We start from the raw sequence: 24,659 nt of genomic DNA on the forward strand, positions 1-24,659 counted from the left end.
GAGACACTGCCCAGGTGGCGGACGTGGTGATCGCGGGCGGTGGCCCGGCCGGGCGCGCGCTCGCACGTGCCTGCGCCCGGCGCGGCCTGGAGACGGTCCTGATCGACCCGGCGCCGGGCAGGCGCTGGCGGGCGACCTACGGGCTGTGGGCCGACGAGCTGCCGTTGCTGCCGGGGAGCGCCATCGCCTGCGCGCCGTCGACGACGGTCGCGTTCGGAACCGCGTCCCACGTGCTCGATCGGCAGTACCTCGTGGTGGACAACGGCGGCCTGCGCGCGTGGCTGGACGGCGGTTACGACGTCGTCGCCGGGACGGTGTCCGGCGTGGACCACGGCAGGCGGGGCTCGTCGGTGCGGCTCGAGGACGGCCGGGTCCTCGCGGCGGGCCTGTACTTCGACGCCTCCGGTGCCCGGCCGCGGGGAAACCGGTACGAACAGACGGCCTTCGGTGCCGTCCTCCCCGCCGAAGACGCGCTACGGCTGGTGGACGGCCCGGACACCGCCGTGTTCATGGACTGGCGCGACAGCGATCAAGGCTTCCTGTACGTGCTGCCGCTCGGCGACGGCACCGTCCTGGTCGAGGAGACTTCGCTGGCCCGCAAGCCCGGCCTGCCGCTGGAGCTCCTGGCGGCGCGGCTGCGCGCCCGGCTGAAGGCCGCCGGTCTGACGTCGCGAGGACGTGAGGAACGCGTGCGGATCGTGCTCGACGTGCCGGCGCCCCGGCGCGGCCGGACGGTGCCGTTCGGGGCCGCCGCCGGTCTGGTGCATCCGGCGACCGGGTACAGCGTCGCGACGTCGGTGCGGCTCGCGGACCCCGTCGCCGACGCCGTCGCCCGGTCCTGGGATCGCGGGCCCGGCGCGACCGCGGCGGCGGCTCACCGGGCGCTGTGGCCGTCCTCGGCCCGGACCGTGCACGGGTTGCGGCGGCACGGGCTGCGGGCGCTGTGCGGGATGCCGCCCGGACTCCTCCCGGTGTTCTTCGATCTGTTCTTCACCTTGCCCACCGGCTTCCAGCGCGCTTTCACCTCCGGTCGCGAAGATGTTCCGGGTACCGCCGAAGCGATGTCCGCGCTTTTCCGGATGGCGCCATGGCAGGTGAGAAAACACCTGATCGGGTGGCATGCGTTACGCCGTTCTAGGTAACCAGGTGCCTGCCCGGTGAACATCAGTCGACACGTGTTTTGTTTCGCGCCGTCACCGACGAATATGCGCTTGTGACGTTGCAGATCGCGGTCCGCTTCGCTTATCAGCCGTTGTACAGCCTGCACACCGGTGGCGTCGTCGCGTTCGAAGCCCTGGCACGGCCAGGCCGCGGCACCGCCCACGAACTCCTCGCCGACGCCCGGCGCGGCGGAAAGCTGACCGAGGTCGACATCGGCCTGGCCGCCGAAGCGGTGCGGCAGCAGAATGAGGCGCAGGCGGCCCTCCCGCTGCACCTGAACCTGTCCGCGCGGACGCTGGCGGCACCACCGGCCCGGTTCGAGCCGCTGACCGAGGCGCTCGGCCTGACCGGCCGCCGGACCAGGGACGTCGTGCTGGAGATCGGGCCGCCGTTCACGCAGATCCCCGCCGACCTGCTGCTCACCGGCATGCGACGGCTCACCGACCTCGGGTTCCGGCTCGCGCTCGACGGCCTCGGCCGCGGTGACCTGCCGCTCACGCTGCTCGCCTCCGCGCCGATCGACCTGGTGAAACTGGACCGCACCGTGCTGCGCGGCCTGCCGCACGACCCGGCGGCCGTCGCGGTGGTCGAGGCGGTGCTGCACTTCGCGTCGCGGACCGACAACCGGCTGGTCGCGACCGGGCTCGAAACGACCGAGCAGTTGGAGTCCGCGAGGAGGCTCGGGGTGCGGATCGCGCAGGGCAACCTGCTCGCCCCGCCGGACGGCGACCACGCGCCGCTGCCCGCGCCCGACGCGCCCGGCCCGTTCGTCGCGGGCACCGCCCGTGCCCGCCGCGTCGGGGACTTCCTGCGGCCCGCGACCACGCTGCCCGAAAGCGCGACCTGCGACGACGTGCGCGAGGTGCTCGCCGCCTCCGACGGGCCGAGCGGGATCGTCGGCATCGACGACCGGCACCGTCCGCAGTGGTCGATCGACCGGACGCGGTTCCTGGTCGCGGTCACCGGGCTGTACGGCCACGCCCTGCACGCCAAACGGCCCGCGTCGCGGCTCGCCGACCGGCCGCACACGATCCACGCCGACGCGAGCGCGCTCGAATTCCTCGAACTGGTCACCGACGCGGACTGGAGCCGGACCGGCGACGACGTCGTGGTGGTCGACGACCGCGGCCGGTGCGTCGGCGTGGTGCTGGTGAACGAGGTCGTCCGCGGGGTCGCGGAGGCGAAGGTGGAGGAAGCCGTCTCGCTGAGCCCGCTGACCCGCCTGCCCGGCAGCGACGCCGTCGCCAGGGACGTCGACCGCCGGATCAACGCGCGGGAGCCGTTTGTCGCGGCCTGGCTGGACGTCGACTCGTTCAAGACGGTCAACGACACCGCCGGGTTCGCCGCGGGCGACGACCTGATCCGCACCCTCGGCCGGACGCTCACCGATCTGGAGGCCCGGCTGCGCCGGATGCGGGTCAGTCATGTCGGCGGGGACGATTTCCTGATCGCCTGCGACGTCGACGAGATCGGCACGGTCGCCGCCGCGCTGCTGGACACGCCGTGGTCGGCCGACGGTCTGCCGGTGACGGTTTCCCTGGCGACGCTGGTGTGCGGGAACGGCGCGATCCGGTCCTACAAGGACGCTTCCCGGCTCTTGGCGCCGTTGAAGAAGCGCGCCAAGGAGGTTCCCGGATCGAGCTGGGTGCTCGGGCGGCCGGGGTCGGAGCGGGTCGAGGTGCTGCGCGGCATCACGACGCGAGGCTTGCCCGCCCAACGCGCGGCCGCCGGCTTCTGACCCCTCGCGTTTCGTGGTGCTGGCACGGTGAAGCAAGACCCACGTGTCCACAAGGGACATTTCCCGCGGGCTCGATGTCAGCTTTGTGCCGGACAGCGTGGTCGTGAGTGGCAAGTGGGTTCTCTTGGGCAGAAAGGCCGCCCGCCGGGCGCGTGGCCTCGCCGGACAGCGTTGTGAAAGCCACTTTCACAACCTTCAGCGTTGCGAAAGTGGCTTTCACAACATCAGCTCCCGTAGCTCCCCTCAGACCGCATTGGGTCGGGGTGGTCGTAAGCGGTAAGGACGGTTCTATTGAGGGGAAAGGCAAACGTGTCGTGTCGTTGGGGTGTACGTCGAATGTGGCATCGGGGACGTTGAGTGTCCCCGATGCCACATTCGGGGCGACCGGGGATCGGGTGACTCGACGTCATGTCTTGAAGGCCCCCTGTGGGACGTTCACCGTCCTGAAGGCCCCCTTTGGGACATCCTGAAGCACGGTGCGGGGGGGGTGACGCGAAGGGGGCGTTCACGCGGCACCGCCCGTGACTGCTCTTTCACCTTTCCCCTCAATAACCGTCTTTACCACTCACGACTCCTGTTGCGGGGGTTCAGAGGGAGTGGGCAGCGCGGTAGGCGGAGAAGCGTTCGTCGACCTCACCGGCGGTGAGCCCGAAGTCCGCGAGGTCGTACCGGTGCACAGGTTTCCTTTCCCCGGAACGGCTTTCGGCGTGCACGACGGTCATCGCGTCGCGGGCTTCGCCGCTCAGCGGCAGCCCGAAATGCCGATAGACACCCTCGACCGTGCCGATCGGATCGGCGACGAAATCCTCGTACCGGACATCGCAGAACTGCGCCGGATCGTGCCGTTTCCTCGCCTCCAAAGACCTTTCCGCGCCGCGTGCCCACAGATCCAGCTGATCGCGGCCGAGCGTGTCACCGCGGAAGACGTCGGACCAGCCCTCCGAAGCCTGTTCGTTCAGACTGCACACCGACGCGATGATCGTGCTGGGCGCGCGGTGGGTCTGGACGATCAGCGCGTCCGGGTACACCTCCAGCAAGGCGTCGAGCGCGAAGATATGGCTGGGGTTCTTGAGCACCCACCGCCGCCCGGCGTCGGGGAGGCCGATGAGCTGCAGGTTCCGCCGGTGCCTGCGATAGGCGTCGGTCCAGCCCTGCCCGTCCAGCCATCGCGAGTACGACGGCACGTGCGCGAGGCATTCGTAGGACACCGATTTCAGGGACTGCCGCAGGAGCTGCCAGCATTCCTCGACCTGGCCCGCGGACATGTGGTGCAGCCCCATGAACTCGGGATGTTCGACATGATGCTTCTCGTAGCCCGCCTGGATCCCTTGGAAGACCGGGTTTTCCGCCCAGGTCTCGCGCGGCGGCCGCGGTTGCGGCACCTCGGTCAGCCAGACCTCCAGCCCCTGGTGCGCCGGATCCTCGGTGAGCAGCCGGTGCAGCGCCGTGGTCCCGGTGCGCGGCAGCCCGGTGACGAAGACGGGCCGCTCGACGGGAACGTCGGCGTACTCCGGGTTCTGCTTCCAGGACGCCTCGCTCAGCGACCTCGCCACGAGAGCGCCGCGCAGGAACGCGCGATGGATCTTGTTGCCGTAGGGCGTCAAGCCCGCCTCGCCGGCATACGAATCCAGCAGGACCCGCAGGCCTTCGAGGTGGTCTTCGCCACCGAAGTCGTCCAGCCCGGTGAGTTTCGCCGCCGACGCGTGCAGATCCTCCACGGTGCCGACGTTTTCCCGCCCTGGCAGCATGTTCTCCCCTTCAGTGGTGGTATTCGCCGGCGTTGACGTCGAGGCACTGGCCGGTGACGCACCGGGCGAGCGACGAGGCCAGGAACACCACGGTGTCGGCGATCTCGTCCGGTTCGGGAAGACGGCGCAGGTCGATCTTCTCCGCCGTCTCGGCGTACACCTGCTCCGGGGGTACACCGCGTTCCTTGGCCAGATAGGCGAAATACCATTTCAGCGAATCCGCCCAGATGTAGCCGGGTGCCACGGAATTGACCCGGATCCCGCGCGGCCCGAGTTCCGAGGCGAGGCTCTGGGCGAGCGCGAGCAGGCTCGCCTTCGCCATCTTGTACGCGCCGAACGTGCGCCGGGAATGCCGGAGCACGGCCGAATTGATCATCACCACCGAACCGCCGCTCTCTTCGAGCGAAGGGGTGAACAGCCGCGTGAGCCGGAGCGCGGCGAGCACGTTGGTCTCGAAGCCCGCCCGCACGTCGGCGAGGTCGACGTCGGCGAGGTCCATGATCGGCGGGATGGCGAAAGCGTTGTTCACCAAGGCGTCCACCCGGCCGAACGCCTTCAGCGCGGCTTCGGCGAGGTTCGCGGCCGAAGCGTCTTCGGTGATGTCGGTGGGCACGGTGACCGCGCGGCGGCCGAGCGCGTCGACCTCCTTGGCGACCTCGGCGAGCCGGGATTCGGTACGCGCGGCGAGGACGACGTCGGCACCAGCCGCCGCGGACCGCACGGCGAGGGACCGGCCGAGTCCCGGTCCGACCCCGGAGACCACGACCACCTTGTCCCGCAACAGATCCGTCATCCCAGCATCCTCCCCGCGACAGCCTCCTGGCGGGCCGCGATCCGGGCCGCCCACTCCTGCGGGGTCACGCGGGCCTCGTCGTGGAAGGGCAGCCTGTCGGCGAGTTCGCCGAACTTCACCACCTCGACCTCGGGACCGTCGGCGACGTCCAGCGCGCGGGAGAGCCGCTGCCAGCGGATCTGGACGTAGCCGCGGTCGTGCCCGGTGCGTTCGAGCCAATTGGCCAGACCGGGGTCGCGTTCGCTGAGCACGAACCGGATCTTGCCGTCCGGGTCGACCCGCGCCTGGTCGGCGGTGAGGCTCGTCTGGTGGTTGATGTAGTCGAGCGAGAGGTACCAGACGCTGCCGAGCTGGATCCCCTGATAGGGCGCGTCCGAGCGGGGAACCGTGACGATCATGACCTCCTCGTCGCCGAGTTCGTAATGCCCGGCAGACGAGTACTGCGTGGTCAGGCCGCCCGGTGTCGGGCGCGGTTCGGTCATCGTGTTCACCGGCAGGTTCAGGTAGAACCACTTCGGGAAGGCGAGGAAGGTGCGCAGCCTGCTCAGCAGGATCTTGCCGGAGACGCCGTAGCGTTTGGCCAGGCCGTCGCGGGTGAGCGGCGCGGGTGCGCCGCCCGCGGTGTCGGCGCACTGGATCTGGATCGTGCCGCGGCGTTCGGTGGCCCAGTCGCTGTAGACCTCGCGTACGACGAGCATCGACGAACCAGGGCCGAGGACGAAGTAATTGGGGCCGGGGTCCGGTTTGGCCGGTCCGAAGCGGAGTTCGAACGTGCCGTCCCCGGCGATCTCGATCTCGCGGTCGTCGAAGGCGGCGAGGCTGTCCGGCACCTCGACGGGTGAGTAGTCGCCGTTGAGGACCTGGAAACTGACGTCGGCCGTGCTCCCCCGCGTCCCGGTGACGACGTACTCGCGGTCCTCGCGGATGTTCGCGTTGAAGTACAGCGTGTCCGGGTTGTCCAGGCCCATCTTCGTGTACGGCCCGGTGGACTGGGTGAAGAACGGATAGTCCCGTTCGTAGGCCCACGCCATCTGCAGGGACGCGCGGATGCTGCCGGCGAGGTAGTCGTACCCCTCGACCAGATCCTGTTCGGTCCGGATGTGGGGCGCCTCCGCGATGACCTTCTCGGCTTCGATGATCGCGTCCGCGAACGGTTGAGTGAGCACCGGCGACTCCTCATTCTGGTACAAATACGTACCGACTTGGTACGTTCTTCGCGACATCAGACTAGAACGCGTTCTAAGGATGGGTCAATGACTCGGCGCTCCCCGCCCACCGAGCGAGTCGTACGGCTGCTCGATTTCTTCGCCGCGCACCCTGGCCGCCGCTTCGGGCTCTCCGAACTCGCCCGCGAGCTGGACCTGGCCAAACCGACCTGCCTCGGCATCGTGACCGAACTGGCCGCGGGCGGCTACCTGGTCCGGGACCCGAGTCCAGTCACCTATCGGCTCGGGCCGTCGATGGTCGCCGCGGGCCGCGTCGCGGGCGAGGGATTCGGCGCGAGCGAGGTCGCACGACGGCATCTGGAGGACCTGAGCAGCCGATACGGCGCCACGTGCACGGCGTCGGCCGTCGTCGGCGACCGGATCCTGATGCTGCAGAGCGCGGGGCCCGGCCGGGTCAAACTCGGCGAGACCTACCCGTTCGCGCCGCCGGTCGGGCTGATGTACGTGCTGTGGGATTCCGACGCGGCGTTCGACGCGTGGCTTGCCAAACCCCCGGCGGTGCCGGTGCGCCTGGACGAAACGCACCTGCGCCGCGTCGTCGCCGAATGCAGAGAGCACGGTTACCTGGTCGAGAGCCTGACCTCCGCCGGGCGGCGGCTGTACGCCCTGATGGCCGGAGTCGGCGCGGAGGACCTGCCGCCGGAAGTGCGAGGACTGGTCGGGGAACTCGTCTCGAGCCTCGGCGAGCGCGTCTATCTCGGTGCCGATCTGGAGCCACGCCACAAACACGCGGTGAGCCTGCTCGCCGCGCCGACGTTCGACGCTTCGGGGAGGCAGGAACTGGTGCTCACGCTGTCGGTCGGCGAGCCGATCACCGGCGCCGAAATCGCGCGGCGGGGTGCGGCGCTGGTCGCCACCGCCGATGCCGTCACCGCCGAGTCCGGCGGCCGCCGCCCCGATGTCCGTGAAGGACTCCTTGAGGGACTCTGAGTCCCTCAAGGAGTCCTTCACGGACCTGCTCAGCGTGCTCAGGACGGGGCGCCGAACCAGTGTCCGAGAGCTGATTCCAGGGTGTCCGGGTCACCTGCCCAGCAGACGTAGCCGTCCGGCCGGATGAGCATCGGTTCGGCGCCTCCGCCCACGCGGTCCACCCGGTTCTGCCAGCGGGCGGCGACCTTGGCGAACCGGTCGGCGGGGTCGATGAGGACGCCGCGACCGCGCCGCAGCAGCTCGTGCGAGCGGACCGGGCCGAGGTCCTGGTCCGGCGCGGGAAGGCCGACGAGCGGCCGGCCCGCGGCGTCCGGCATCGGGTAGCGGATCCCCATCCCGGACAGCAGGTCGTCGAGGCGGAACTGCACGTCCCGCAGCCGGGTCAGATCCGCGAACAGGTCCCTGGCGGCCATCAGATCCGGGTCGCGGGTGCCTTCGTGATCCATCATCAGGCTCTGCGCCTGGACGTTGCGCAGCACGGCGGCCGCGACCGGATGACGTTCGGCGTGGTAGGTGTCGAGCAGGTGCTCCGGCGCCCACTCGTGCACCGCGGCACCGAGTTTCCAGCCCAGGTTGAGCGCGTCCTGGATCCCGGTGTTCATGCCCTGCGCGCCGATGGGGAGATGGACGTGGGCGGCGTCCCCCGCCAGGAACACCCTCCCGTGCCGGTACCGCGCGGCCTGCCGGGCCGCGTTGGTGATGCGACGGGCGTAGCACAGTTCGGCCAGCTGTACCCGGTCACCGAAGACGGCACGTAGCCCGTCGCGGATCTCGTCCTCGGTGATCGGGGTTTCCCGCGGCAGTGACCGGCCCGGCCCGCCCAGCGAAAGCCGGTGCAGCGGCCTGCCCTGCGGATCGGCGCCGAGCGGGAACACCGCCGCCCAGTGCCCGTCCTCGCTCCGGTTGTGCGTCTTCGGCTGCTCGCCGCTCAACCGGACGTCGGCGGCGACCAGGGTCACCGTGCCCGGCCTGCCGGGGAACTCGTCGCCCAGCAACGACCGGACGGTGCTGCGGCCGCCGTCGGCCGCGACCAGGTAACGCGAGCGGACGACCCTGCCGTTCGCGAAGGTCGCCGTGACCCCGCCCTTGTCCTGGGCGATGCCGGTCAGCTCGTGGTCGCGCCACACGTGGACGTCTCGTGCGGCGAGGTGGTTCTCGAGGAATCGCTCGATCTCCACCTGCGGGATCGACCGCCACGGATGACGGTGCCTGTCCAGGGTGAGCGGAAGCGTGATCCCGGCGAAGTGCGCGGTTCCGACCGGATGATTTCCTCCTGCCAGCAACGGTTCCAGCAGACCGCGCTGGTCGAAGGCCTCCTGTGTGCGGGACTGCACGCCACCCGCCTTCTGCAAAGTGCTGCGCCGGGGCAGTTTGTCCGCCAGAACGGCAGGCACCTCCGCCAGCAGCAGTTCGTTGGCCAGTGTCAGGCCGGTCGGGCCCGCGCCGACGACGAGCACGTCGGTTTCCATGGGTTCTCCCCTGGTTCGTGTCGATCGGAACGGCCGCAACGCTCCGCCCGCCGATCCGGCCGACGCCAGAAACAAGCACGATTGCGTCGCTATCCGACACCCAATACGCTCTGGCCGGTGGAATCCGACTACGACGAGCTGGATCGCCGCCTCGCGCATGCCCTGCAGATCAACGGCAGGGCCCCGTTCAGCGCGATCGCCGAGGTTCTCGGTGTGTCGGATCGCACCATCGCCCGCCGGTACGCCCGGTTGCGGTCGCTGGGCGCGGTGCGGGTGCTCGGTGGGGTCGACCCGGCGGCGCTGGGCGCGGTGCAGTGGTTCCTGCGGGTGCGCTGCGCCCCCGCGGCGTCGGTCCCGGTCGCCGAGGCACTGGCCCGGCGCACCGACACGGCCTGGGTGAGCATCACCTCGGGAGGCACGGAGATCACCTGCACGATCCGCACCGAGAGCGAGGCCGACAGCGAGGCGCTGCTGCTGGCCAAGCTCCCGCGCACCCCTCGCGTCGAGGGGGTCACCGCGCACTCCGTGCTGCACTCGTTCTACGGCGGCCCGGACAACCTGGTCGCCAAGCTCGGGTCACTCGACGAAGAAGCCATCGCGCGGCTGCGCCCGCCCCCGGTGCCGCACCGGCCGGGACCTGTGCGGCTCGACGACGGGGACCGCGCGCTCCTGGCCGCGCTCGCCGACGACGGCCGGGCCGAGGTGGAGCGGCTGGCCAAGGTGACCGGCTGGGCACCGACGACGGTCCGGCGCAGGATGACCGAGCTCCGTGAGCGCGGGGTGCTCTACCTGGACATCGACATCGACGGCGGCCTGTTCGGCTTCGGCCCTCGGACGCTGCTCTGGCTTTCGGTCGCCCCGGCGTCCCTGGAGGAGGCGGGCATGGCGCTGGCCGGGCATCCGGAGGTCGCGTTCGCCGCCGCCACGACCGGGCCCACGAACCTCTACGCGAGCGTGCTGTGCGCGAACCATCGGGAGTTGTACCGGTATCTGACCACCCGTGTGGCCATGCTGCCGGCCATCACCCACGTCGAGACCGCGCCGGTGATCAGGACCGTCAAGCAGGCCGCGAATCACCGGACCAGCGGTTCGCGGTGAGTTTCAGGCTCGGCACGTCGTCCATCGACATCATCGTTTCGTACAGCCGGTCGTACTGGGTCGACGCGGTCAGCCACGCGCCGTCCACCCGCCGGTAGGTGTCCTCGTAGTACGCCGCGCCCTCGATCACCACCCGGTGCTCGGGCACGATCACCTTGTCCCGCATCAGCCACGTCCCCGTCGCGGTGCCGCCGTCGACGTCGATCTCCGGCTGCCCGGCGAAGTGCACCGTGATGACGCCGGGCCCGACGGCGTTCCGGAAGAATCCGATGATCGCGTCACGTCCTTCGAAGTCCAGGGGTTCGCCGTAGGACGGCGTGCCGAAACGCGCGTGCGCGTCGGCCGTCAGGGTCCCGGCCATCTCGTCCCACAGCTTGAGGTCGAGGCACCGGAGGTAGCGGGCTTTGAGGCGTCGGATCTCTTCGAGCGCGGCCAGGTCCATGCCGACAGCGTCCTCCTCCCCTTGACCAAGCACAAGAACCTGTTCTACTTTTCTGATCTCCAACCACGGGGGTCACGATGGCGTCGCCGACCTACGAGCTCACCCATCTCGAAGCACTCGAAGCCGAAGCCGTGCACATCTTCCGGGAGGTCGCGGCGACCTTCGAGCGGCCGGTGCTGCTGTTCTCCGGCGGCAAGGACTCGATGGTGATGCTCCACCTGGCGGCCAAGGCGTTCTGGCCGTCGCCACCACCGTTCCCGGTGATGCACGTCGACACCGGGCACAACTTCGACGAAGTCATCGAGTTCCGGGACCGCACGGTCGGCACGTACGGGCTCCGGCTCGTCGTCACCAGCGTCCAGGACGACATCGACGCGGGCCGGGTCGTCGAGGACCCGAAGGCGGGCCGCAACCGCCTCCAGACCGCCGCCCTGCTGCGCGGGATCCGCGAGCATTCCTTCGACGCGCTCTTCGGCGGCGCCCGGCGCGACGAGGAGAAAGCCCGCGCCAAGGAGCGCGTGTTCAGCTTCCGCGACGAATTCGGCCAATGGGATCCGCGCAATCAGCGGCCGGAACTCTGGGACCTCTACAACGGCAGGCACCGCAAGGGCGAGCACATCCGCGTCTTCCCGCTGTCGAACTGGACCGAACTCGACATCTGGCAGTACATCGAGGCCGAGGCCGTCGACCTGCCGTCGATCTACTACTCGCACCGGCGCCCGGTCGTCCAGCGGGACGGGATGCTGCTCGCGCACACTCGCTTCCTCACCCTGAACGACGACGAAAGTCCTTACGAGGCAACGGTCCGCTTCCGGACCGTCGGTGACGCGACCTGCACCGGCTGCGTCGAGTCGACGGCGACATCACCTAGCGAAGTGGTCTCCGAAGTGGCGGTCAGCAGGCTCACCGAACGCGGCGCCACCCGCGCCGACGACCGGATCTCCGAAGCGGGCATGGAAGACCGGAAGAAGGAAGGCTACTTCTGATGGGTGCTTCACAGCTGGTCCGGCTCGCGACCGCGGGCAGCGTCGACGACGGGAAGTCGACCCTGATCGGCCGCCTGCTGTTCGATTCGAAGACGGTGTTCACCGATCAGCTCGAAGCCATCGAACGCACCAGCCGCGACCGCGGCGAGGCGTATCCGAACCTCGCGCTGCTGACCGACGGCCTGCGCGCCGAACGCGAGCAGGGCATCACGATCGACGTCGCTCACCGGTACTTCGCGACGCCGCGGCGGAAGTTCATCATCGCCGACACGCCGGGACACGTGCAGTACACCCGGAACATGGTCACCGGGGCGTCCACGGCGGATCTCGCGCTGATCCTGATCGACGCCCGCAAAGGCGTGCTCGAACAGTCGCGGCGGCACGCGTTCCTGGCGAGTCTGCTGGGCATCCCGCATTTGGTGTTGTGCGTCAACAAGATGGACCTGGTCGGCTGGTCACAAGAGCGCTTCGAGGAGATCCGCGAGGACTTCCGCCGCTTCGCCATGAAACTCCAGGTCCACGACCTGACCTTCATCCCGATGTCGGCACTGCACGGCGACAACGTCGTGCACCGGGGCGCCGACATGCCTTGGTACGAGGGCACTTCCCTGCTGCACCACCTCGAACAGGTGCACGTGGCCTCGGATCGCAACCTCATCGACGCGCGGTTCCCGGTGCAGTACGTGATCCGGGAGCACAGCCGCGATTTCCGCGGCTACGCGGGCACCGTCGCGGGCGGGGTGTTCAAACCCGGCGACGAGGTCACCGTGCTGCCGTCCGGTTTCACCACGACGGTGCGCGCGATCTGGGGACCGGGCGGCACCACGATCACCGAAGCCTTCGCCTCGCAGGCCGTCACGATCGAACTCGCCGACGAACTCGACCTCGGCCGCGGCGATCTGATCTGCCGTCCGGGGAACCGCCCGCACACCAGCGGCGACGTCGACGCGATGGTCTGCTGGTTCGCCGAACAGGACTCGCTGAAACCCGGCGCGAACTACCTCGTCCGGCACACCACCAGGGAGATCAAGGCCGAGATCCGCGACCTGGACTACCGGCTCGACGTCACCACCCTGCACCGCGACGAGACCGCGAAGTCGTTGTCCCTCAACGAGATCGGCCGGATCCGGCTGCGCGCCCGGCAGCCGTTGCTGTTCGATCCTTACCGCCGCAACCGGTCCACCGGCGGATTCCTCCTGGTCGACGAGCATTCCGGGGCGACGGTCGCGGCGGGCATGATCACCGGTCCGAGCGTGACGGCGTCGAACGTCGTCTGGCATACGGCCGCGGTCACCAGGACGGAACGCCCGACCCGCGGGCTCACCGTCTGGCTGACCGGGCTTTCCGCGTCCGGGAAGTCGAGTGTCGCCGTGGAACTGGAGCGGCGGCTGGTCGCGTCCGGCAGGCCCGCGTATCTGCTGGACGGCGACAATCTCCGGCACGGGCTGAACGGGAACCTCGGCTTCAGCCCCGTCGACCGCGCCGAGAACGTCCGCCGGGTCGCGGAAGTCGCGAAGCTGTTCGCCGACGCCGGCGTGGTGTCGGTGGTCTCCCTGATCAGCCCGTACCAGGCGGACCGCGAACTCGCCCGCGCCGCGCACGAGGCGGCCGGGCTGCCGTTCCTCGAAGTCTTCGTCGACACCCCGCTCGAAGTCTGCGAAGACCGCGACCCCAAGGGGATGTACGCGAAGGCGAGGGCGGGCGAGATCAGCGGGTTCACCGGGGTGGACGCTCCTTACGAGCAGCCGGAGAGCCCGGATCTGGTGCTGCGCCCGGAAAACGGGGATCCGGCCACGATGGCCGCGCTGATCCTCGCCGCCCTCGACCAGGTTTGAGCCCTTCCCACATCACCTGACGCGGTGGCCTGGTGAGGGACGAGGCACGTTGCGAAAGCCACTTTCGCAACCTTCAACGTTGCGAAAGTGGCTTTCGCAACGTCGGCCGGCGAGGCGGCTCGGTGCCACTAGGGGCTTGTCGCGAAAGCCACTTTCGCGACGTCTGATGTCCCGAAAGTGGCTTTCGCGACATGAGCGCCGTCGGCCGGCGAGGTGCCGACTACGACACCTCAGCCACCGTTGGAAGCCCGGTACGGAGCTGCCGCGTAGGTGCGCGCGGTGGTGGCCGTCAGCTTCTCGACCGAACGGAACATGGTCTTCCCGAGCTTCGTCCGCGCCTTCAACGCCGGATGCGTCGCGGCGTAGTTGTCCTTGTTGACCGCCGCGTCGCCCGCGAACTCACCGGAGGCGAACAGCGAGTACGTCAGGATCGGTTTGCCGTCCGCGCTGAACATCACCCCGGCCTCGTTGCGGCCGTCGTTGAACCAGCCCGCCTTCGTGGCGACCCGCAGCCGCTCGGCCGAAGTCAGGTCGAGGCGCACCCCGTCGGTGAACGCGCTCAGCGAACGCAGGATGTTCAGCAGGTACTCGGTGGATTTCGCCGAAAGCAGCGTCCCCTCGACCAGTTTCCGCAGCAGCGTATGCGTTTCGGCCGGGGTCGTCTTGCCGAGGAAGAACCGGTTCGGGTTCGCCACCGGGACGACCTGGGTGTGCACGAATCCCTTGCCTCGCAGGATCTCGTTGACCTCCGCGGCGGGGACGACCAGCCCGCACAGGCGGACGGCGGTGTTGTCGGACAGCGTCAGCAGCGCGGCCATCGCGTGCCCGAGGGTCACCGAGCTCGGGTATGCGCCGTCGAGAGCGAAGATGCCGTCGGTGTCCTTGATGACGATGTCGGCCGTGACGTCGACGCGCTGGTCCAAAGTGAGCAGTCCGCGGTCGATCTTGTCGAGCACCGCTGTCGCGACCGCGATCTTGTTGACGCTGTACGCCTCGACCACCTCGTCGGCCCGTTCGGAGACGGCGGGGATCAGGTTCCCGGCGGAGTCCGCGACGCTGATGTGGGCCGACCAGGTGCCGCCCGCCTGCGCGGTTTCCCTGGCGTAGACCTGGGAAATCCGGCGCGCGGCGGCCGAGGCGTCGGCCGCGGGGGTGTCCGATCCGGACTCTTCGGCGGCGTGAGCGAGCTGCGTTGTCCCGAGTACCGCGCCCGCGGCGGCGACCGTTCCCAGCCCCAGCACACGACGGCGGTTGACGTTCGTATCCACCTCGCGGACCCTACCGCATTCAGCCCGCCGGTGTGACGAATCCGGTGTCGTAGGCCTTGATCACCGCCTGTGTCCGGTCCCTCGCGCCGAGTTTCGCGAGGATGTTCCCGACATGCGTCTTCACCGTCTGCACGCCGAGGTACAGCTCGCCCGCGATCTCCACATTGGACAGTCCGGCCGCCATCAGCCGCAGCACCTCACGTTCGCGTTCGGTGAGCCCGGCGTCGGCGAGACCATCCTGCGCACCCCGGCTCGCCTGCTGCGCGGCCAGCCGCCGGATCGCGGCCGGGAACAGCAGGGACTCCCCCGACGCCACCGTCCGGATCGCCGCGACGATCTCCTCGGGCCTGGCCCGTTTCAGCAGGAAACCACTCGCACCGGCGAGCAGGGCGTCGTAGACGTAGTCGTCGTTCTCGAACGTGGTCACCACGATCACCTTCGGCGGGTCGGCGAGAGTGGCCATCAGGTGCGTGGTCGCGCGGATCCCGTCGACCGAAGGCATCCGGACGTCCATCAGCACGACGTCGGGCCGGAACCGCGAGACCAGCCCCGGCACCTCGGCGCCGTCGGCCGCCTCGCCCACGACCTCCAGATCGGGCTCGGAGGCGACGATCGCCCGCAGTCCCGCCCGGATGAGCTGTTCGTCGTCGACCAGCAGCACCCTGATGCTCATCGCCGTTTCCCCCATGGCACCGCCACCTCGACCTTCCAGAATCCGTCCGCGCGGCCCGCGGTGATCGTGCCCCCGAGCACTTCCACCCGTTCCGTCATTCCCCGCAGCCCCCGGCCGCCCCCGTCCCGTGACGGCGCCGCGGCGCCGAGCGGGTTGGCCACCCGCAGCAGCAACAGGTCCGGGGCGGCGTCGACGAGCACCGTCACCGGCACCTTACCGGCGTGCCGCAACGCGTTCGTCAGGCATTCCTGCAGGATCCGGTACGCCTCGCGGGAAACGACCGGCGGCACCGACGACGGTTCGCCCCGCACCTCCGCCGTCACCTCGGCTCCGGCCAGCCGGGTGGCCTCGACCAGCGCGGACAGCTCCGCCAGCCCGGATTGCGGTGTCCGTGCCGAAGCCTCGTCCCGCAGCAGCCCGAGTACATGGTCGAGATCGTCCAGCGCGGCGCGGGCCGAGTCCTCGATCGCGGTGAGCGCCTGCTCGGTGAAGTCCGGGTCGGACCGCAGTGTGCGGCGCGCGGCCCCGGCCTGGATGGTCACGACGCTCAGCGCGTGGCCGACCGAGTCGTGCAGTTCCCGTGCGAGCCGGTTGCGTTCGGCGAGTTGTTCGGTGCGCTTCTCCAGCTGCGCGATCCGTTCGGCGGCCGAGATCCCCAGCAGGCTGCGGGCGCAGCGGGTCAGCACCGCGCCCGCCGCCCAGACGACGTACGCCAGCACGACGAGACCGAGCAGGAACGCCACCGGGATCCAGGCGCTCGCCCAGCCCTTCGGCACCACGATCGGGTCCTCGGTGGACAGTGCGATCCGGCCGGTGAACGGTGCCGCGATCGTGAACCCGAAGCCGACCGGGACGAACAGGCTCACCAGGCTGACGACGCAGCCGGTGCACACGTGCAGCAGGAACATCGCGCTCGACCGCAGCCGGACGGGCCAGCTCCCCGCGGGCCCGAACGTCACCCCCGGCACCGGATCGTCCAGCAGTTCCCGGACGGCCGCGCCCTCCAGCACCCGGACGGCGGGGAGGAACGAAGACGCGATCACCACCAGGACCACGGTGATCATCCCGATGACGACCCCGCGTCCCATCGTCACGACGAGCGGCAGCAGCGACGGCACCACGATGGCGGCGAAAAGCAGGTACGGCACGCTGAGGGCGCCACCGAGGATGAAGTACACCCACCGCCGGTAGGTCGCCCGGTCGACGAGCGGGCCGAAAAGTCGCATGCGCTCTTTCTAGCGTGTGCCGACTTCGCGCGGATCCCTCATCAGTATCTCCGCGATCTCCCTCGCCAGGGTGACCCGGTGCGTGTCCCCGTCGATGCCGGTATGCGCGACGGCCCCTTCCAGCAGGAGGAAGAGCTGTTCCGCGAGCCGCTCCGGATCGGCCGCGCCGGGGGCGTCCTCGCGGAGGAGTTCGGCGAACTTCGCCCGGACCGCCTCCTTGTGCCGCCGGATGACGTCGAACCCTGGATGTCCGGCGGGCAGTTCGGCGGCCGCGTTGAGGAACGCGCAACCCCTGTCGCTCCCCAGCCCCGGATGGTCGATGTAGGCGTCGAAGACCACGAGCGCCCGTGGCGGATCGGCTTCGGCCAGCCGCTCTTCGAGGTACGCCCACCAGACGTCGTGCCGGCGCCGCAGGTACGCGACCGTGAGCTCCGACTTCGACCCGAAGCACGCGTACAGCGTCTTTTTCGTGACGCCGGCGGCCTCGGCCACGGCCGCGACGCCCACCGCGTTCAGGCCCTCCCGGTAGAAGAGCTCGGTCGCGGCCGCCAGGACACGCTCGCCGGCTGGAGTCAGCATGCCCTGACTATACCGATCGGTTGACCTGAGCGCGAAATGCGGGAACACTCCCCGAGTATACCGATCGGTATACATATGAAGGAGGGTTGATGGTTTCTTCGCACAAACGCGAGTGGACGCTCACCGCGGCCGGGTTGTCGCTGATCGCGGTCACCTACGGACTCGCGAGGTACGCGTACGGGCTCTTCGCGCCGACCCTCCGGACGGAGTTCGACCTCGACGGCGGCACCCTCGGTGCCATCGCGGCGGGAAGTTACGTCGCGTACTGCCTGGCCGTCGCCGCCTCGACCGCCGTCACGGCCCGATGGGGCGCGCGGGCAGGCGCGCTCGCCGCGGGGACGTCCGCCACCGCGGGAACCGCCCTGATCGCGGCCGCGCCGAACGCCGCCGCCCTGGCGCTCGGTGTCGTCCTCGCGGGAGCCAGCACGGGCCTGGCCTCCCCCTCCCTAGCGGACGCGGTCTCACGGGTCGTCCGGGTGACCCGCCGCGACCGCGCCCAGTCCGTGGTGAACGCGGGCACCGGTCTCGGCGTGCTGATCTCGGGACCGGTGTCCCTGCTCGCGATCGGCGGCTGGCGCCTGGCCTGGTGGGCTTTCGCGGCGGCCTCGGCGCTGGTGACACTGTGGATCGCGCGGGTCGTGCCGCCGGTCAAGGACGACCGCTCGCGCGGGCTGCCGGTGCCGCTGTTCCCGCCCGCCACCGGACGGCTGCTGCCCGCCGCCGCGACGCTCGGCCTGGCCAGCGCCGCGATCTGGACGTTCGGCCGGGACATCGCGGTGAGCGTCGGCGGGCTCGGCGAGACGGAGTCGACGGTGGTGTGGATCGTCCTCGGCGCGGTCGGCCTGGCAGGCGCGTTCACCGCCGAGCTGACCTCGCGGGCCGGGCTTCGCCGGGCGTGGTCGGCGGGGATGGTCCTGTTCGCCGTCGCGACCGCGCTCTTCGCCCTCGCCACCCGGTCGCTCCCCGCGCTCCTCATCGCGGCGGCGCTTTTCGGGGCCGTCTACATCGGACTGACCGGCGTGCTGATCCTCTGGGGCACCAGGGCTTACCCGACGGCGCCCGCGTTCGGTGTCGGCCTGGCTTTCCTGATGCTGGCGCTCGGACAGGCGGCCGGAGCACCGCTCGTCGGCCTTCTCGGTGACCTGATCGATCTCCGGGCCGGCTTCCTCGCGGCCGCGGCGATCGCCGTCCTCGGTGTCCTGTTCGCGCCCAAGGAAGCGACCACGACGTACAACTTCGGGGTCCGTTCCCTCTCAAGGGTGAGTACCGTCCCGCCGGAGCGGGAATCCCGCGCGGGCTGCGCGTGATGTCCTCATCGGCATGAACCTGCTGCTCGGCCTGCTCACCCTGCCCGTCTACGCGCTGATGCTGTGGCCGCTCGTGGTCGCCGCCCGCCGCGTGCTGGGCGTGCGGATCGGCGTGGTCCGCGCGTTCTGCGCCGCCGGCTTCGGCTGGCTGGCCGCGGGCGGCATCCTCAGCGCGTTCCCCCACGCGATGTACGCGGGCGGCGCCTTCGCCGGGCTGATCATCCCGGTGGCGGGCGGCGCGTTCCTGGTGACCCTGATCTTCCTGTTCGTCGCGGAACTCGCCCTGCCCTCCGGGTCCGGCCTCGGGCTGATCGGCCGGATCCGGTCGCTACGCCGCCGCGCGGCCCGGACACGGCGGTACTCGCAGATCACCCGGATCGCGATCAAGCACGGCCTCGGCCGGTACCTCACCGGCCGCCGCGAACCCGGTCTCGCCCAGGTCCGGCACGCCAAACTGGCGCGCTCGCTGCGCCGCGCGCTGGAAGAGGGCGGCGTGACGTTCGTGAAACTCGGGCAGCTGCTCTCGACGCGGTCCGATCTGCTCCCGCCGGTGTTCGTCGACGAACTGAGCAAACTCCAGGACCAGGTCGCCTTCGCCGACGCCGACGAGGTGGCCACGGTGCTGAAGGAGGAACTGGGTGGCGACCCGGACGAGATCTTCGCCGAATTCGATCCGGAGCCGATCGCGGCCGCGTCGATCGCGCAGGTCTACCGCGCGAAACTGCGCGACGGGCAGGACGTCGTCGTCAAGGTGCAGCGGCCCGGCGTGCAGGCGCTGGTCGAGAGGGACCTCGACATCGTCCGCCGGGTCGCGGCCGCGCTGGACCAGCGCGCGGACTGGGCACGTTCGCTCGGCGTCGTCGACCTCGCCGAAGGCTTCGCCGACGCGCTGGTCGAAGAGCTCGACTTCCGCACCGAGGCCAGGAACATCGAAGCGGTCGCCGCCGCCTACACCGGCACCGAGGTCGCCCTTCCGACCGTCCACAAAGCACTGTCCACCGAACGCGTCCTGGTGATGCGGCGCCTCGACGGCAAACCGCTCGCCGCCGCCAAGGAACAGGTCCCGGCCGCGGAACGGGCGGGCCTCGCCCGGTCGATGCTGCGCTGCGTACTCGGCCAGGTGATGGGCAGCGGCGTCTTCCACGCCGACCCGCATCCCGGCAACGTCCTTCTGCTCGCCGACGGCAGGCTGGGCTTGCTCGACTTCGGCTCCGTCGGGCGGCTCGACGCGAGCCTGCGCGGCGGGCTGCAGAACCTCATCCTCGCCCTCGACCGCGGCGACCCGGCCGCGTTGCGCGACGGCCTGCTGGAGATCGTCGACCGGCCGGACGAGATCGAGGAGCGGCGGCTGGAGCGGGCACTGGGTGCCTTGGTGGCCAAGCATTTCAACCACGGACAGGCACCGGATCTGGACATGTTCACCGATCTGTTCCGGGTGATCGCCGACTTCCGGCTCAGCGTGCCCCCGCCGATCGCGGCGGTGTTCCGCGCGCTGGCCACCTTGGAGGGGACGCTGGGCGCACTGGCGCCGGGATTCAACATCGTCGTCGAATCCCGCGCCTACGCCGCCGAGCAGGTAGGTGCCGGATTGCGCCCGGAATCGCTGCGCTCCACGGCCACCAACGAACTGCTGGCGCTCCTGCCGGTGCTGCGCCGCCTGCCCCGCCGCGTCGACCGGATCGGCGACGCGCTGGAGCAGGGCAGGCTTTCGGTCAACGTCCGGCTGTTCTCCGACGAACGCGACCGCGACGTGGTCACCGGGCTGGTGCACGAACTCCTGCTGGCGTTCGTCGGGGCGGCCACCGGGCTGATGGCGGTGCTGCTGCTGGGCAGCGCGACCGGCCCGGAGGTGCTGGCGGGTGTCACGCTGCACCAGATGTTCGGCTACAACCTGCTGGTGGTCAGCGCACTGGTGGGATTGCGGCTGCTTTTCGTCGTTTTCCGGCGGACCGGACAACGCTCGCGATCGCCCCGAGGAAACCGATCATGACGAGGCCCGCCCCGGTGACCATGAGGATCCGCGCGGTACGGAATCCGGTGTCGGACAACGGGTCCCCTGGAAGACCAGCCTCGACGAAAGCGGTGGTCTGCGGCGAGGGAACGGCGTTCAGGAGACTGCCCGAGCCGACGACGACCCCGCGCACCTTGGACAAGGGGACAGCGCCTTTACCGGGCTTGTCCGCGTAGATCCGCGAATCGGCGGAATTGTTTCGCCGGTCGCCGGCGAGATAGACCGTTCCCGGCGGAACCTCGACGTCGAACGGCCGGTATTCCTTGCGCCCGTACCCGTTGTCGTCATCGGTGTAGGTCTCTTTGACGGGCTTCCCGTCCACGGTGATCAGGTTGTCGTTCGTGCAGCAGACGACGTGATCACCACCGACGCCGATCACCCGCTGAACGGCCATGCCCTCCTCGGCGGAGGTACCCGGATACGCGCTCAGATCGACGAGGACCACCGCGCCGCGCGGGATCTCGGGCACGTCGGCCCAGCGGTACACCAAGACCGAGCCGAGCGGGATCGCGGGACTCATCGTCACCCCGACGACGTTCATCATGCGATAGCTCATCAGGGTCCAGAACCCGTATCCGCCGGTGCCCAGGCCGACGATCGCCACCAGGATCATCACCAGCAGGAGCGGGGAAAATCTTCGCTTCGGCCCAGGTCTGTCCGCGGGCGGAGCGGGGAAATCCGTTTCGGTCACAGCGCACAGTAGCGCCGGGGTCCGACGGTTTCCGGCGAACGCTCAACCTCGGGGCGCGTACATGATGACCCCGACCCCGGCGAGGCAGATCAAGGCCCCGATGACGTCGTAGCGGTCCGGCCGGTAGCCGTCGGCGACCATCCCCCACGCCAGCGAACCCGCGACGAACACTCCGCCGTACGCGGCGAGGATACGGCCGAAGTTCGCGTCAGGCTGCAGTGTCGCGACGAAGCCGTAGAGACCCAGCGCGACGACACCCGCGCCGATCCAGAGGTAGCCGCGGTGTTCCCGGACGCCTTGCCAGATCAGCCAGGCGCCGCCGATCTCCAGCAGGGCCGCGAGCGCGAAGAGCGCGATGGAGCGGATCATGCCGCCACCCAACCAGATCGCCCCTCGCCCCACGTTATAGGTCGTTATACACACAAGCGAGATCGCGAAAGTCCGTGAAGGCCTCCTTGAGGGACTCAGAGTCCCTCAAGGAGGCCTTCACGGACTTTGGAAGCGACCCAAGCAGGGGTCAGACGGTGAAGCCGAGGGCGCGCAGCTGTTCGCGGCCGTCCTCGGTGATCTTCTCCGGGCCCCACGGCGGCATCCAGACCCAGTTGATCCGGAAGTCCTTGACCAGTCCCGTTCCGCCGCCGACGAGCGCGGCACCGGTCTGGTCCTCGATGACGTCGGTCAGCGGGCAGGCCGCGGACGTCAGGGTCATGTCGATGGTGGCGGTGTTGTCCGGCTCGACGTGGATGCCGTAGACGAGCCCGAGGTCGACGACGTTGATGCCCAGCTCGGGGTCGACGACGTCGCGCATCGCCTCTTCGAGATCTTCGACCTTGGCGAGGTCGGCGGTGTCCGCGGCGGCGGTGGTCTCGGCGTCGAGGTCGGCGGCGGTGCGCCCCTCGCGGGTTTCGGTCTGCTGTTCGGTCATGCCGTCTCAACTCCGTTGGTCGTGCGGGCGACGGCGTCCTTGAACGCCATCCATCCGAGCAGGGCGCATTTCACGCGGGCCGGGTACTTGGCGACGCCGGCGAAGGCGATGCCGTCCTCCAGCACGTCCTCGTCCGGCTCGATCTGTCCCTTGCCCTGCATCAGCTCGACGAAGGCGTCCATGGTGGTGAACGCCTCCTCCACGGTGTGCCCGACGACGAGATCCGTCAAGACCGACGTGGACGCCTGGCTGATCGAGCAGCCTTGTCCGTCGTAGGAGACGTCGGCGACCTTCCCGTCGTCGACCTTCACCCGCAGTGTCACCTCGTCGCCACAGGTCGGGTTGACCTGGAACGACTCGGCGTCGAACGGCTCGCGCAGGCCGCGGCCGTGCGGGTTCTTGTAGTGGTCCAGGATGATCTCCTGGTACATGCTTTCGAGGTTCATCAGGCCACCCCGAAGAACTTCTGCGCCTCACGCACACCGTTCACCAGCGCGTCCACTTCGGACAGCGTGTTGTAGACGTAGAACGAAGCGCGCACGGTCGCCGGGACCGAGCACGCCCGGTGCAGCGGCCACGCGCAGTGGTGCCCGACGCGGACGGCGACGCCGAGGCTGTCCAGCACCTGGCCCGAGTCGTGCGGGTGGACGCCGTCGATGACGAACGACACCAGCCCGCCGCGGTCGGCCATGTCGGTGGGGCCGATGATCCGCACGCCGGGGATCTCGCCGAGTCCGGCCAGCGCCGCCTCGGTGAGGACGTGTTCGTGCGCGGCGACCCGGTCCATGCCGATCGCCGACAGGTAGTCGGCGGCCGCGCCGAGGCCGACGGCCTGCGACGTCATCGGGGTGCCCGCCTCGAACCGCTGCGGCGGCGCGGCGAACGTGGTCTGCTCCATGCGGACCATCTCGATCATCGAGCCACCGGTCAGGAACGGCGGCATCGCTTCGAGCAGCTCGCGACGGCCGTAGAGGACACCGATGCCGTACGGGCCGACCATCTTGTGCCCGGCGAAGGCGGCGAAGTCGACGTCCAGCGCGTGCAGGTCCACGGGGAAGTGCGGCACCGACTGACAGGCGTCCAGCACGACCAGCGCGCCGACCTTGCGGGCCTTCTTCACCAGGAACTCGACCGGGTTGATCGTGCCGAGCACGTTGGACTGGTGCGTGAACGCGAGCACCTTGGTCCGCTCGGTGATCAGCTCGTCCACATCGGACAGATCGAGGCGGCCGTCCGCGGTGACGGAGAACCACTTCAGCGTCGCGCCGGTGCGCTGGCAGAGCTGCTGCCACGGCACCAGGTTCGCGTGGTGCTCCATCTCGGTGATGACGATCTCGTCGCCGGGGCCGATCTTGAACCGCTCGGCCTCGGGACCGGCCGTGGCGGCGTTGCTCATGGCGTAGGCGACGAGGTTGATGCCCTCGGTGGCGTTCTTGGTGAACACCAGCTCATGCGGGGAGGCGCCGACGAACTCCGCGATCCGCACACGGGCGGATTCGTAGGCGTCGGTCGCCTCCTCGGCGAGCTGGTGCGCGCCGCGGTGCACCGCGGCGTTCGAGGTCTCCAGGAACCGGCGCTCGGCTTCGAGCACCTGCGCCGGTTTCTGGGACGTCGCACCGGAATCCAGATACACCAAGGGTTTCCCGTCCCGCACCGTGCGGGTCAGGATCGGGAAGTCGGCCCTGATGGCCGCCACATCTAGCGGAACAGAGTTAGCCGTGGTGGTGGTCATCGGGCCAACTCCTCTCGGTGTAGTCGTGAAGTTCAGTGATCAGACAGCGGCGGTCTCGGCGGAGCCGGTGTACTTGACGTACCCGTTCTCCTCCAGCTCGTCCGCGAGCTCACGGCCACCGGACTCGACGATCTTGCCGCCCGCGAAGACGTGCACGAAGTCGGGCGTGATGTGCCGCAGGATCCGCGTGTAGTGCGTGATCAGCATGACGCCGGCGTCGTTGTTGGCCTTGAACTCGTTGACGCCCTCGGACACGACGCGCAGCGCGTCGACGTCGAGGCCGGAGTCGGTCTCGTCGAGGATGGCGATCTTCGGCTTGAGCAGCGCCAGCTGCAGGATCTCGTGGCGCTTCTTCTCGCCGCCGGAGAAGCCCTCGTTCACCGAACGCTCGGCGAACTCGGACGAGATCTCCAGCTTGCCCATCTCCTCCTTGACCTCCTTGACCCAGTGGCGCAGCTTGGGGGCCTCGCCACGGACCGCGGTGGCCGCGGTGCGGAGGAAGTTGGACATGGACACGCCCGGCACCTCGACCGGGTACTGCATGGCGAGGAACAGGCCCGCGCGGGCGCGCTCGTCGACGCTCATCTCCAGCACGTCCTCACCGTCGAGCAGGACCTGCCCGGAGGTGACTTCGTACTTGGGGTGACCGGCGATGGCGTAGGACAGCGTGGACTTGCCCGAACCGTTGGGGCCCATGATCGCGTGGGTCTCGCCCGACTTGATGGTCAGGTTGACGCCCTTGAGGATCTCCTTGGGGCCCTCCTCGGTCGTGACCGAGGCGTGCAGATCCTTGATTTCCAGCGTAGGCATTTCTTTCCTAA

At 69.5% G+C, this 24,659-nt stretch carries 23 protein-coding genes; 8 read left to right on the forward strand and 15 right to left on the reverse strand.

Translation table 11 applies throughout. The features are described 5' to 3' along the window. The first annotated feature begins 14 nt into the window (after positions 1 to 14). Both AMYAL_RS0141100 and AMYAL_RS0141105 read left to right on the forward strand, forming a co-directional pair. The gene (locus tag AMYAL_RS0141100) at positions 15 to 1,142 is read left to right on the forward strand and encodes a lycopene cyclase family protein (protein ID WP_020637143.1); all 1,128 of its coding nucleotides are present in this window, start codon (positions 15 to 17) and stop codon (positions 1,140 to 1,142) included. A gap of 71 nt (positions 1,143 to 1,213) precedes the next feature. After that, positions 1,214 to 2,899 (forward strand): GGDEF domain-containing protein, encoded by a 1,686-nt coding sequence (locus AMYAL_RS0141105; protein ID WP_020637144.1) that lies wholly within the window; start codon positions 1,214 to 1,216, stop codon positions 2,897 to 2,899. Positions 2,900 to 3,486: 587 nt separating this feature from the next. On the opposite strand, the gene AMYAL_RS0141110 is transcribed toward AMYAL_RS0141105, so the two are convergent. Genes AMYAL_RS0141110 through AMYAL_RS0141120 form a run of 3 tightly spaced genes read right to left on the reverse strand, consistent with a single transcriptional unit; the run spans position 3,487 to position 6,606 of the window. Next, positions 3,487 to 4,647: a sulfotransferase family protein gene (locus tag AMYAL_RS0141110; RefSeq protein ID WP_020637145.1), complete on the reverse strand. Its 1,161-nt coding sequence runs from the start codon at positions 4,645 to 4,647 to the stop codon at positions 3,487 to 3,489. Positions 4,648 to 4,657: 10 nt separating this feature from the next. After that, on the reverse strand, positions 4,658 to 5,440 hold the full coding sequence (locus tag AMYAL_RS0141115; protein ID WP_020637146.1) for an SDR family oxidoreductase: 783 nt from the start codon (positions 5,438 to 5,440) through the stop codon (positions 4,658 to 4,660). Further along, the gene (locus AMYAL_RS0141120) at positions 5,437 to 6,606 is read right to left on the reverse strand and encodes a hypothetical protein (RefSeq protein ID WP_026467867.1); all 1,170 of its coding nucleotides are present in this window, start codon (positions 6,604 to 6,606) and stop codon (positions 5,437 to 5,439) included. Before AMYAL_RS0141120 ends, AMYAL_RS0141115 begins: the two co-directional genes overlap by 4 nt. Before the next feature lie 87 nt (positions 6,607 to 6,693). Between AMYAL_RS0141120 and AMYAL_RS0141125 the strand changes: the two genes are divergently transcribed. Then, a complete protein-coding gene (locus AMYAL_RS0141125; RefSeq protein WP_020637148.1) occupies positions 6,694 to 7,596 on the forward strand; it encodes a helix-turn-helix domain-containing protein in 903 nt (300 codons plus the stop codon). A gap of 38 nt (positions 7,597 to 7,634) precedes the next feature. On the opposite strand, the gene AMYAL_RS0141130 is transcribed toward AMYAL_RS0141125, so the two are convergent. Next, positions 7,635 to 9,065 carry an FAD-dependent monooxygenase gene (locus AMYAL_RS0141130; RefSeq protein WP_020637149.1) on the reverse strand — a complete coding sequence of 477 codons (1,431 nt, stop codon included), beginning with the start codon at positions 9,063 to 9,065 and terminating at the stop codon, positions 7,635 to 7,637. Positions 9,066 to 9,182: 117 nt separating this feature from the next. Here AMYAL_RS0141130 and AMYAL_RS0141135 point away from each other — a divergent pair, with 117 nt between their 5' ends. Continuing rightward, positions 9,183 to 10,163, forward strand: coding sequence for an Lrp/AsnC family transcriptional regulator (locus AMYAL_RS0141135; protein WP_020637150.1), 981 nt, complete (start codon positions 9,183 to 9,185; stop codon positions 10,161 to 10,163). Here AMYAL_RS0141135 and AMYAL_RS0141140 read toward each other — a convergent pair. Further along, positions 10,123 to 10,605, reverse strand: a complete 483-nt coding sequence (locus AMYAL_RS0141140; protein ID WP_020637151.1) for a nuclear transport factor 2 family protein — start codon at positions 10,603 to 10,605, stop codon at positions 10,123 to 10,125. The genes AMYAL_RS0141135 and AMYAL_RS0141140 overlap by 41 nt on opposite strands. Positions 10,606 to 10,682: 77 nt before the next feature. Here AMYAL_RS0141140 and cysD point away from each other — a divergent pair, with 77 nt between their 5' ends. Both cysD and cysC read left to right on the forward strand, forming a co-directional pair. Next, positions 10,683 to 11,591 (forward strand): sulfate adenylyltransferase subunit CysD, encoded by a 909-nt coding sequence (cysD, locus tag AMYAL_RS0141145; protein WP_020637152.1) that lies wholly within the window; start codon positions 10,683 to 10,685, stop codon positions 11,589 to 11,591. Then, a complete protein-coding gene (gene cysC / locus AMYAL_RS0141150) occupies positions 11,591 to 13,426 on the forward strand; it encodes an adenylyl-sulfate kinase (protein WP_020637153.1) in 1,836 nt (611 codons plus the stop codon). The genes cysD and cysC overlap by 1 nt, the downstream gene beginning before the upstream one ends. Positions 13,427 to 13,656: 230 nt before the next feature. On the opposite strand, the gene AMYAL_RS0141155 is transcribed toward cysC, so the two are convergent. From AMYAL_RS0141155 to AMYAL_RS0141170, 4 genes are read right to left on the reverse strand one after another with little or no spacing between them, the layout of a single operon-like run. After that, complete coding sequence (locus AMYAL_RS0141155) at positions 13,657 to 14,694, reverse strand: serine hydrolase (RefSeq protein ID WP_093976726.1); 1,038 nt, start codon at positions 14,692 to 14,694, stop codon at positions 13,657 to 13,659. Positions 14,695 to 14,713: 19 nt separating this feature from the next. Beyond that, positions 14,714 to 15,367 (reverse strand): response regulator, encoded by a 654-nt coding sequence (locus AMYAL_RS0141160; protein ID WP_020637155.1) that lies wholly within the window; start codon positions 15,365 to 15,367, stop codon positions 14,714 to 14,716. Next, positions 15,364 to 16,593, reverse strand: coding sequence for a sensor histidine kinase (locus AMYAL_RS0141165; protein WP_020637156.1), 1,230 nt, complete (start codon positions 16,591 to 16,593; stop codon positions 15,364 to 15,366). Before AMYAL_RS0141165 ends, AMYAL_RS0141160 begins: the two co-directional genes overlap by 4 nt. A 9-nt stretch (positions 16,594 to 16,602) precedes the next feature. Continuing rightward, positions 16,603 to 17,172: a TetR/AcrR family transcriptional regulator gene (locus AMYAL_RS0141170; RefSeq protein WP_020637157.1), complete on the reverse strand. Its 570-nt coding sequence runs from the start codon at positions 17,170 to 17,172 to the stop codon at positions 16,603 to 16,605. A gap of 89 nt (positions 17,173 to 17,261) precedes the next feature. On the opposite strand from AMYAL_RS0141170, the gene AMYAL_RS0141175 reads away from it, so the two are divergent. After that, positions 17,262 to 18,479 carry an MFS transporter gene (locus AMYAL_RS0141175; protein ID WP_020637158.1) on the forward strand — a complete coding sequence of 406 codons (1,218 nt, stop codon included), beginning with the start codon at positions 17,262 to 17,264 and terminating at the stop codon, positions 18,477 to 18,479. 13 nt (positions 18,480 to 18,492) lie between these two features. Next, entirely contained in the window at positions 18,493 to 20,469 is a 1,977-nt protein-coding gene (locus AMYAL_RS0141180; protein WP_020637159.1) for an ABC1 kinase family protein, read from the forward strand. On the opposite strand, the gene lepB is transcribed toward AMYAL_RS0141180, so the two are convergent. The 6 genes from lepB to sufC form a co-directional block, all read right to left on the reverse strand. Then, positions 20,381 to 21,181 carry a signal peptidase I gene (lepB, locus tag AMYAL_RS48965; RefSeq protein ID WP_143268017.1) on the reverse strand — a complete coding sequence of 267 codons (801 nt, stop codon included), beginning with the start codon at positions 21,179 to 21,181 and terminating at the stop codon, positions 20,381 to 20,383. The genes AMYAL_RS0141180 and lepB overlap by 89 nt on opposite strands. A gap of 42 nt (positions 21,182 to 21,223) precedes the next feature. Continuing rightward, on the reverse strand, positions 21,224 to 21,550 hold the full coding sequence (locus AMYAL_RS0141190) for a YnfA family protein (RefSeq protein WP_020637161.1): 327 nt from the start codon (positions 21,548 to 21,550) through the stop codon (positions 21,224 to 21,226). A 148-nt stretch (positions 21,551 to 21,698) separates the two neighbouring features. Further along, on the reverse strand, positions 21,699 to 22,106 hold the full coding sequence (locus AMYAL_RS0141195; protein ID WP_020637162.1) for a metal-sulfur cluster assembly factor: 408 nt from the start codon (positions 22,104 to 22,106) through the stop codon (positions 21,699 to 21,701). Beyond that, the gene (sufU, locus tag AMYAL_RS0141200) at positions 22,103 to 22,552 is read right to left on the reverse strand and encodes a Fe-S cluster assembly sulfur transfer protein SufU (protein WP_020637163.1); all 450 of its coding nucleotides are present in this window, start codon (positions 22,550 to 22,552) and stop codon (positions 22,103 to 22,105) included. Before sufU ends, AMYAL_RS0141195 begins: the two co-directional genes overlap by 4 nt. Continuing rightward, on the reverse strand, positions 22,552 to 23,838 hold the full coding sequence (locus tag AMYAL_RS0141205) for a cysteine desulfurase (protein WP_026467869.1): 1,287 nt from the start codon (positions 23,836 to 23,838) through the stop codon (positions 22,552 to 22,554). Before AMYAL_RS0141205 ends, sufU begins: the two co-directional genes overlap by 1 nt. Positions 23,839 to 23,877: 39 nt before the next feature. Continuing rightward, positions 23,878 to 24,648, reverse strand: a complete 771-nt coding sequence (sufC, locus tag AMYAL_RS0141210) for a Fe-S cluster assembly ATPase SufC (protein ID WP_007029703.1) — start codon at positions 24,646 to 24,648, stop codon at positions 23,878 to 23,880. Between the last annotated feature and the right edge of the window lie 11 nt (positions 24,649 to 24,659).

Origin of the sequence: Amycolatopsis alba DSM 44262 (genome assembly GCF_000384215.1) — a bacterium.
In the GTDB taxonomy this organism is placed as follows: Bacteria; Actinomycetota; Actinomycetes; order Mycobacteriales; family Pseudonocardiaceae; genus Amycolatopsis; species Amycolatopsis alba.